At 55.5% G+C, this 8,192-nt stretch carries 5 protein-coding genes; 1 reads left to right on the top strand and 4 read right to left on the bottom strand.

Annotated features, from left to right (window positions below; all coding sequences use genetic code 11):
* Nucleotides 1-230 precede the first annotated feature (230 nt).
* From ACP5D4_RS19990 to argF, 4 genes are all read right to left on the bottom strand, one after another.
* Complete coding sequence (locus ACP5D4_RS19990) at nt 231-656, bottom strand: helicase-related protein (RefSeq protein ID WP_428013373.1); 426 nt, start codon at nt 654-656, stop codon at nt 231-233.
* 24 nt (nt 657-680) lie between these two features.
* Nucleotides 681-965, bottom strand: coding sequence for a hypothetical protein (locus tag ACP5D4_RS19985; protein WP_428013372.1), 285 nt, complete (start codon nt 963-965; stop codon nt 681-683).
* Nucleotides 966-1,058: 93 nt separating this feature from the next.
* On the bottom strand, nt 1,059-1,259 hold the full coding sequence (locus tag ACP5D4_RS19980; RefSeq protein WP_428013371.1) for a hypothetical protein: 201 nt from the start codon (nt 1,257-1,259) through the stop codon (nt 1,059-1,061).
* Nucleotides 1,260-1,505: 246 nt separating this feature from the next.
* Nucleotides 1,506-2,426, bottom strand: coding sequence for an ornithine carbamoyltransferase (gene argF / locus ACP5D4_RS19975; RefSeq protein ID WP_428013370.1), 921 nt, complete (start codon nt 2,424-2,426; stop codon nt 1,506-1,508).
* A gap of 316 nt (nt 2,427-2,742) precedes the next feature.
* Here argF and ACP5D4_RS19970 point away from each other — a divergent pair.
* Nucleotides 2,743-8,192: trifunctional serine/threonine-protein kinase/ATP-binding protein/sensor histidine kinase (locus ACP5D4_RS19970; protein ID WP_428013369.1), on the top strand; the 5,450-nt coding region annotated here is incomplete at its 3' end.

The following is an 8,192-nucleotide window of genomic DNA, read 5'->3' as shown; positions in this document are numbered from 1 at the left end:
AAATGCTTTCTCTAAGAAGCTTTCGAGACTTGCCACCTTAAGTGACCCGTACCAGACAGTTTAATCAGACAGTTTAATAAAAGGGGTAAAAAGTCTCGACAAAAAGATTGGATTATGGTAAAATTTAATTTTTTGATATAAAAAAATCCCAAGGCAAAGTATTATAGACCACGCCGTTACTGTCGTTTTTGGGTAATTAGAGCGTCGAATTTCGACCCAAGTAACAAGATTTAAACAACAGCAGTTTTCCAGTTCAAAGCAATCAGTTGTTTGAAACTCTCGTTGTCGAGTTCCGTCAGCCAGGATTCGTCGTTTCCGACGATCGCACTGGCGACTTTTTCTTTGTCTTCTTCTTGGTCTTCCCAGGTGCGATCGATCTGTTTTTCCACCGTTCCCACCGTCACGAACTTATGAAGGAAAACCTTTGGGCTTTGACCGATACGGAACGCGCGATCGGTGGCTTGATTTTCCACCGTCGGATTCCACCAGCGATCGAAGTAAAAAACAGGGTTAGCTTTCGTCAGGGTAATTCCCATGCTACCGGCTTTCAGGGATAAAATAAACGCCGAGGTTTCGGTATCGGGTTCTTGAAATTCCTCGATCGCGCGTTCTCGTTTCTTGGCGGAGGTTCCCCCGTGGAGGTAGTAGGGATTCAACCGGAGATCCGGTTTTAAATACCGTTACAAGGCTGCGTCAATTTCCGCAAACTGCGTGAAAATCAACAGACTTTCCACCTCTGATCGAATTTCTTCAATCATCTCACCCAATCGCTTGAACTGATGCGATCGCCCGGTTGGAAACTCGCTGTTGTCTTTCAGAAACTGGCGGGGATGGTTGCCAATTGGCTTGAGTTTCCTCAAGGTCGAGAAAATCAAGCCGCTGCGTTGGATTCCCTCAGCATTGTCCAATTGTTCGGTGACATCTTCTACCACCGCTTCGTCAAGCGACGCCTGTTCTGTGGTCAAGTTGCAGTATGGTTTGTGTTCGACTCGATTCGGGAAGTCTGGGTTGAAGAATTTTCATCATGGACTGTCCCCTAACCCAACCTCTGTAACCCTCTAGATTTCGCGAGGTGCCTTGGGCTGAATCAACAGGGCTACCACCAAACTGGGGGTTCCGCCAATTAACCCAAATAGCAGCCACCATCCCAAAGCGTAGCCTTTGCGAGTGGCGACAACCGCCGCCGCCGTACCCACTATGCCATGAGCGAGGCACAATCCGGCGACGGTGAGGGGAGAGAGTTGGGAGATATCAAACATCGAACCTAGAGGAAGTCACAGATGTTAACAGGGTATCGCATCGGTTGAGAAGGGCTGGCCAAGAAACCCGGTTTTTCGGGTCTAGCTTCCCCTGAAAACCGGAAATTCGTTAAAAAAACGGGTTTTGGCGGAGTCTTGCCTCGATTGAGAAGGGTCAGAGGAGCCAGGGAGAAGGGAAGGAATTCTCAATTATCAACTCTCAATTATCAACTCTCAATTCTCAATTGTCTGTCCTTGTCCCCTGCGTCAGGCTGCGCCCAGGATGCTGGCTAACAGGGCTTTTTGGACGTGCATTCGGTTTTCGGCTTGATCCCAAACGCGAGATCGATCGCCTTCGAGTACCGATTCGGTAATTTCTTCGCCGCGATGGGCTGGGAGACAGTGCAGGACAATGGCTTCGGAGTCGGCTTTGGCGAGTAAGTCGTTGTTGATTTGATAGGGTTGGAAGCGGGGAAGTCGATCGTCGGCTTCCGATTCCTGTCCCATGCTGGCCCAAACGTCCGTGTAGAGAACGTTGGCGTCTTTGACGGCGGCGATGGGGTCTTGCGTCACTGTGACTTCGCTGCGTCCGTTGGCGATGGCTTTGGCTTTTTCCACGATATCCGGGTTGGGTTCAAAGCCTTGCGGGGTGGCGACGCGCACGTTGGCACCGGTCATCGCACAGCCGAGTAACAGAGAGTGGGCGACGTTGTTTCCGTCTCCGACGTAAGTTAAGGTGGTGCCTTCGATGCGGCCGAACTGTTCCCGTACCGTCAGCAAGTCCGCCAACGCCTGACAGGGATGGGCCAAATCCGTCAGAGCGTTAATCACGGGAATCTCCGCGTAGCGGGCGAAGGTTTCCAAGTCTTCTTGAGCGAAAGTACGAATCGCCACGACATCGAGATAGCGATCGAGAACGCGGGCGGTATCGGCCAGAGGTTCGCCGCGACTGACTTGAGTCACGCTGGGATTGAGATCGATGGCCTGGCCGCCGAGTTGGAACATGGCCGCCGAAAAGCTGACGCGGGTGCGCGTCGACGCTTTAGAAAACACCAGTCCCAGGAGCTTAGGACAGTGGGGCGTCACCTTTCGGCCCTTCATTTCAGCAGCCAAGTGCAGCAAACCTCGAACCTCCTCTGGGCTGAGGTCTGCTAGACTCAAAAAATCGCGTCCTATCAGTCCAGTCATATTCAATCGGTGTATTAATACTTGACGTTTTATCGCAAGGCGCGAAAAGCGTGCCGTAACCTCGGTTCGAGAACTCTGTTGAAGCTTTACCCAAAACTTCGACTCGAGATCGATGGCTCGCCAACCCTGGCGACCCGGTTACAGCCTCGTCTCATCGCCGCATCTTGACCTTTATCCGTGCGCGTGTCTGGGCGCTCTCGCGTTTGAGATATGGCGAGATTGATAGAATATACCACAAGCCCTTGATGGGATTTGGTTCGTTGCCAGCCCTCACGACGGTCGCCCCGACTCCGATTCCAAAGCTCTCGATGAAGCGATGATGTCTATTTCTGGCTACCAGATCGTTGAAGAAATCGATCGAAGTGCCAAAACCGTTGTGTATCGCGGCTACCGCCAGCACGACCAACGGCCTGTCATTCTCAAAACCCCTCGAGCGGACTATCCCGATCTCGACGATCTCGCCCGCATTCGCCACGAATACGAGATCGCGACATCCCTCGAGAGTCCCTATTTAGTCAAAGCCTACGGACTGGAACCTTACGGAAACCACCATCTGGCGGCGATTTACGAAGATATCGGCGGGCGATCGCTCCAGGCTGTGACCCGCGATCGCCGCCTGTCCCTGCCAGAGGGTCTCGAGATTGCCATTCAACTGGCACAAGCCTTACGAGACCTGCATTTGGCGAAAATCGTTCACAAGGACATCAAGCCGCAAAACATCATTTACAACCCAGACACCGGGCGCGTCCAACTGATCGATTTCGGTATCGCCTCGCGACTGTCTCAAGAACGGCCCAGCCTCGACCCCGCCAACACCCTCGAAGGGACGCTGGCGTATCTGTCGCCGGAACAAACGGGACGCACGAACCGCCCCCTGGACTTCAAGAGCGATTTTTACTCCTTCGGCGTCACCTTCTACGAACTGCTGACGGGACAGCTTCCCTTTCGCAGCGACGACGCTTTGGAAATGGTTCACTACCACATTGCCAAAGTCCCGACGCCGCCGGAAGTCCTCGATGATAGGATTCCCGGGCAACTGTCGGATTTGGTGATGAAGTTGCTCTCGAAAACCGCCGAAGACCGCTATCAAAGTGCCTTCGGCTTGATTGCCGACTTGCAGGAATGTCACCGACAGTGGGACGCCTACGAAACGATTCGCCCGTTTCCCCTGGGACGACAAGACGTTTCGATTCGCTTGGAGATTCCCGCCAAACTCTACGGACGAGAACGGGAAGTCCAACGGTTGATGGAAGCTTTCGCCCGAGTCAGTGGTACGGCGTTTTGTCGCCTCGAGGATACGCCGTCGCCCCCCGCTTCTTCTTCTTCGGGTGGGGTGGCGTTTTTGATGGTGGCGGGATATTCCGGGGTGGGAAAATCCGCCCTGGTGCGGGAAATTCACAAACCCGTCGCTCGCTGTCGGGGCTATTTCGCCAGCGGTAAGTTCGAGCGGTTGAAGCGCAACGTTCCCTATTTTGCGTTTTTACAGGGGTTGTCGGAACTGGCAGAGCAACTGTTGTCTGAAAGTCCGGCGCGGGTAGCCCAGTGGAAACAGCGGCTCTCTGAGATGTTGGGGACGAACGCGGCGGTGGCGGTGGAGATTCTGCCGGAACTGTTGCCGGTGTTGGGGCTGCAGCCGCCGGCGCCGGTGTTGGGGTCGTTGGACGCGCAAAACCGCCTCAACGAGGTGTTTCAAACGCTGTTGCGGGGGTGCGCTCGACCGTCTCGTCCGTTGGTGTTGTTTCTCGACGATTTGCAATGGGCGGATTCGGCGTCGTTGAAGTTGCTCAAGGTTTTGTTGAGCGAACGCGCCAACGAGTCGCTGTTAATTGTGGGGGCCTATCGGGATAACGAGGTGACGCCGACTCATCCGCTGATGCTGTTGTTGGACGAGTTGCGCCATCGGGGAATTGTGTGGGATACCATCGCCTTGAACAATCTCGATCGCGCCTGCGTGGAGGCACTGGTGGCGGATACGCTTCGCTTGCCTCGGGAGGCGGTGCGATCGCTGGCGGATTTGCTCGATCGCAAAACCGATGGCAATCCCTTTTTTTTAACGCAGCTGTTACTGTCCCTCGAACGAGAGAATTTGTTGACCCTCAACCCGGACACGGGACGCTGGACGTGGGATTTGGGGCAACTGGAAAATTTGGATATTTCGGAAAACGTCATCGAGTTGACGGTGCGGAAGCTGCGGACGCTGCCGTTGGAAACGCAAAATTTGTTGATGCTGGCCTCTTGTATCGGCAACCGCTTCGAGTTGAGCGTGCTGTCGGTGGTCAACGAACGCTCGCAGCAGCTGACAGCCCAAGACCTCTGGCCGGCAGTGCGATCGGGTACGATCGTCCCCCTCAACGCTGCCTACAAGATTCCCCTCGCTCTCGACCCAGAGGCTGACGAAGACCGCAAAGCCGACCTTGATCGCTTTAACATCGCCTATAAATTCCTGCACGATCGCGTCCAACAAGCCGCCTACTCCCTGATTTCGCCGGAAATTCAACAGGACGTGCGGGTACAAATCGGTAAGTTGCTGTTGAACGATACGCCGTCGGAGGCTCTTGAAGAGCGGATTTTCGAGATCGTCAACCAACTGAACGCGGGGGCGGCGTTGATGGTGCGACCCGAGGAAAAACGACAACTGGCTCAGTTGAATTTAATCGCCGCCCGCAAAGCCAAAACGGCCGCCGCTTACGAAACCGCTCAGGAGTATCTCGAAGTGGGACTGGCGGCCATGGCGCAGTCCGGATGGACGCTCGATTACGAGGTGACGGTGGCGCTACACTTGGAGGCGATCGCTGTAGCGGCGGTCAATACTCGCTTCGAGAAGGCCGAAGCCCTGGCCCAAACCGTCCTCCACCATGCCAACAACCGCCTCGATAAAGCCAAAGCCTACCAGTTACAAGCCTTGGTTTACGGCATTCAAAACCAAATCGATCGCGCGTTGAATATGGGGAAAGCAGCGGTGGAAATGCTCGGCATTACTTGGGAAGATACCCCCATGCCCCGCAACCCTCGGGGATTGCTCCCTCCGAGCGATCGCCTCGACCTGCTTTCGCCCCTCGAAAACGCTTACGATCGCCTGGCGATGACGCTGTTGAGTTCCATCGCCGTCACCGCCGCCTTTACCGATGCGGACATGCTGCGACAGGCCGTCTTGATGCAGTTGAAATTGAGTTGGCAACAGGGACACAGTGCCGAGTCCGCCGCCGCTTACGCTTGGTACGGTGCCTTGCTGTGCGGTTTGACGGACGACCCCAAAGCCGCCCGAGAAGCAACCGACATCGCCCGGAAACTTCTCGACGGCGACGAGACCGGTCAGTTTGAAGGGTTGGTGGCGGCGGTGACGGCCGGTCGCGTCGAACCCTGGTCTCGACCGCTGCGATCGCTGCTGCCACAACTGCGGGAAGGACTGCAACGGGCGCGAGAGGTGGGGGATTTAGCGGCATGCGGTCACGCGGCAACGGCCTACTGTTCGGCGGCGTTTTGGGCCGAGGCCACCCTGTCGGGGGCGGCGCGACATCTGGATACGGCCGTCGCCCTGTTGCGGGAAATCGCCCAGGACGCGGCGCTGGCTTGTGCGTTGGTGTGGCGTCAGTTGGCGGCCGGTTTGGAAGGGGAAACGGAGATATCCGAGGCGTCGAACGGGGAGTTTGACGCCCTGGCGACGGCGATGCCCCATTGGCGGGAAACTCACCAACGGGCGGCGCTGTACTGCGGTTATGTGGCGCAAACGGTGTTGGGGGTGTTGATGTCGGACTTTGCGTCGGCGCAGGAGGCGGCGGAAGCGGCGGAGGCGTTAAAGGCGATCGCGCTGGGAACGGTCGATCGCGCCTATCAGGTGGCTTACGGGTTGTTGGCGCAACTGGCTGCGGCTGACAGCCTGGAGGACTTCGCCGAGGCGGAAGCCGACCTGTCTCAGTTGCGACGTTGGGCGAAACGCACGCCCCAGAATTTCCAACATTTGCTGGAGTTGGTGGAGGCGGAACGGTATCGCGTGGCGGGGGACTATCTTAATACGATGGATACCTTCGATCGCGCTATCGCCACGGCTAAGGAATACGGCCACGGTCGAGAAGTGGCTTTGGCCAACGAACGCGCCGCGCGGTTTTATTTCGATTGGGGTCGCGAGTCCATCGCCGGATTGTATTTGTCGGAAGCGCACCGCAGCTATCAAGCTTGGGGCGCGACGGCGAAGGTACGGGCTTTGTGCGATCGCTATCCGGAGTGGTTGGGAGATGCGACGGCGGCGACGGAATGGCAGTTCGATCGAACTTTGACTCTCAACACTGACCAAAGCCGCCGCGTTTGGGAAACAGCCCTCAACCGTCCCACGGATACGCTGGTTCGCGCCAGCGGGACGGAGTTCTTTCGCGCGACCGCCATTGAAGCCACTCATGTTTTATCCAGCGAAATCGTCCTCGAATCGCTGTTGAAAAAACTGATGAATATCGTCCTGAAAAACGCTGGGGCGCAAACGGGGTTTTTGATGTTGGCGCAGCGGTACGATTCGCCGGAATTGGAGACCGACAGCACCACGGACGTAACTCAGTTGATGGTGGAAGCTTCGGGAACGGTGACGACGGAACAGGTGACGGTTCGTCAGTCCATCGCTGTGGAAGCTTGCGAGTCCTTGCCGAAATCGGTGATTTATTATGTGGCGCGACGGCGGGAAAGTGTGGTTCTCAACGATGCGGCGGAGGCGTCGAAGTTCGCCAACGACCCCTATATTCAGCAGTTTAAGCCGCGATCGCTGTTGTGTTACCCCATCGAACGTCAGGGAAAACTCGTTGGGGTGTTGTATTTGGAAAATAATTTGACGGTGGGGGCGTTTACGCGCGATCGATTGGATTTGTTGGGGTTGCTCTGTTCGCAAGCGGCGATTTCGATCGAAAACGCCACCCTCTATCGCAATTTGAAACGCTCGGAACGGCTGGAACGGGAACGCAGTCAGGAACTCGAACGGTTGCTGCGGGAACTGAATCAGGCGCAGCTTCAGTTGATTCAAAGTGAGAAAATGTCGGCCTTGGGTCAGTTGGTGGCGGGAATCGCCCACGAGATTAACAATCCGGTCGGGTTTATTGTGGGGAATTTGACCCTCGCGGACAATTACATCAAGGATTTGAGCGAACACCTACAAATGTATCGCGATCGATTTCCCGATCCCGGAGAGGAGTTCGAGGACCACGCGGAGGAAATCGATTTGGCTTATCTCCTCGAAGACGCGCCGAAGTTGATGTCCTCGATGCAGATGGGGATCGATCGCATTCGCCAAATTAGTAAAGCCTTGCGAACCTTTTCCCGTACGGATACGGACAAGCCAGTCCGGACGAATCTCCACGACAACCTCAGCAGTACGCTGCTGATTCTCAAGCATCGCTTGAAAGCCAACGAGAATCGCCCGGAAATTCAAGCCATCGAACGTTACGGCGACATTCCCGAAATTGAATGTTACGCGGGACAGTTGAACCAGGTGTTTACCAACCTCATCGCCAACGCCATCGATGCCATTGAAGAAGCCTGTCAGAACCGCAGCTATCAGGAATTACAGGCGTCTCCCCATTGGATTTCCATTGAAACCGGAGTCTCGGAGGACGAAGAACGGGTGTTTGTTCGCATTTCCGATAACGGCGTGGGAATGTCGGAAGCGGTTCGATCGAATATGTTCGAGCGGCAGTTTACGACGAAACCCGTCGGGAAAGGGACCGGCTTAGGACTGTCGATTTCTCGGCAAATTATTGTTGAGAAACATGGGGGATCGATCGCCTGTCA

Origin of the sequence: Baaleninema sp. (genome assembly GCF_049974805.1) — a bacterium.
Lineage (GTDB): Bacteria > Cyanobacteriota > Cyanobacteriia > Cyanobacteriales > Geitlerinemataceae > Baaleninema.
This window is presented reverse-complemented; position numbering and strand designations above follow the sequence as displayed.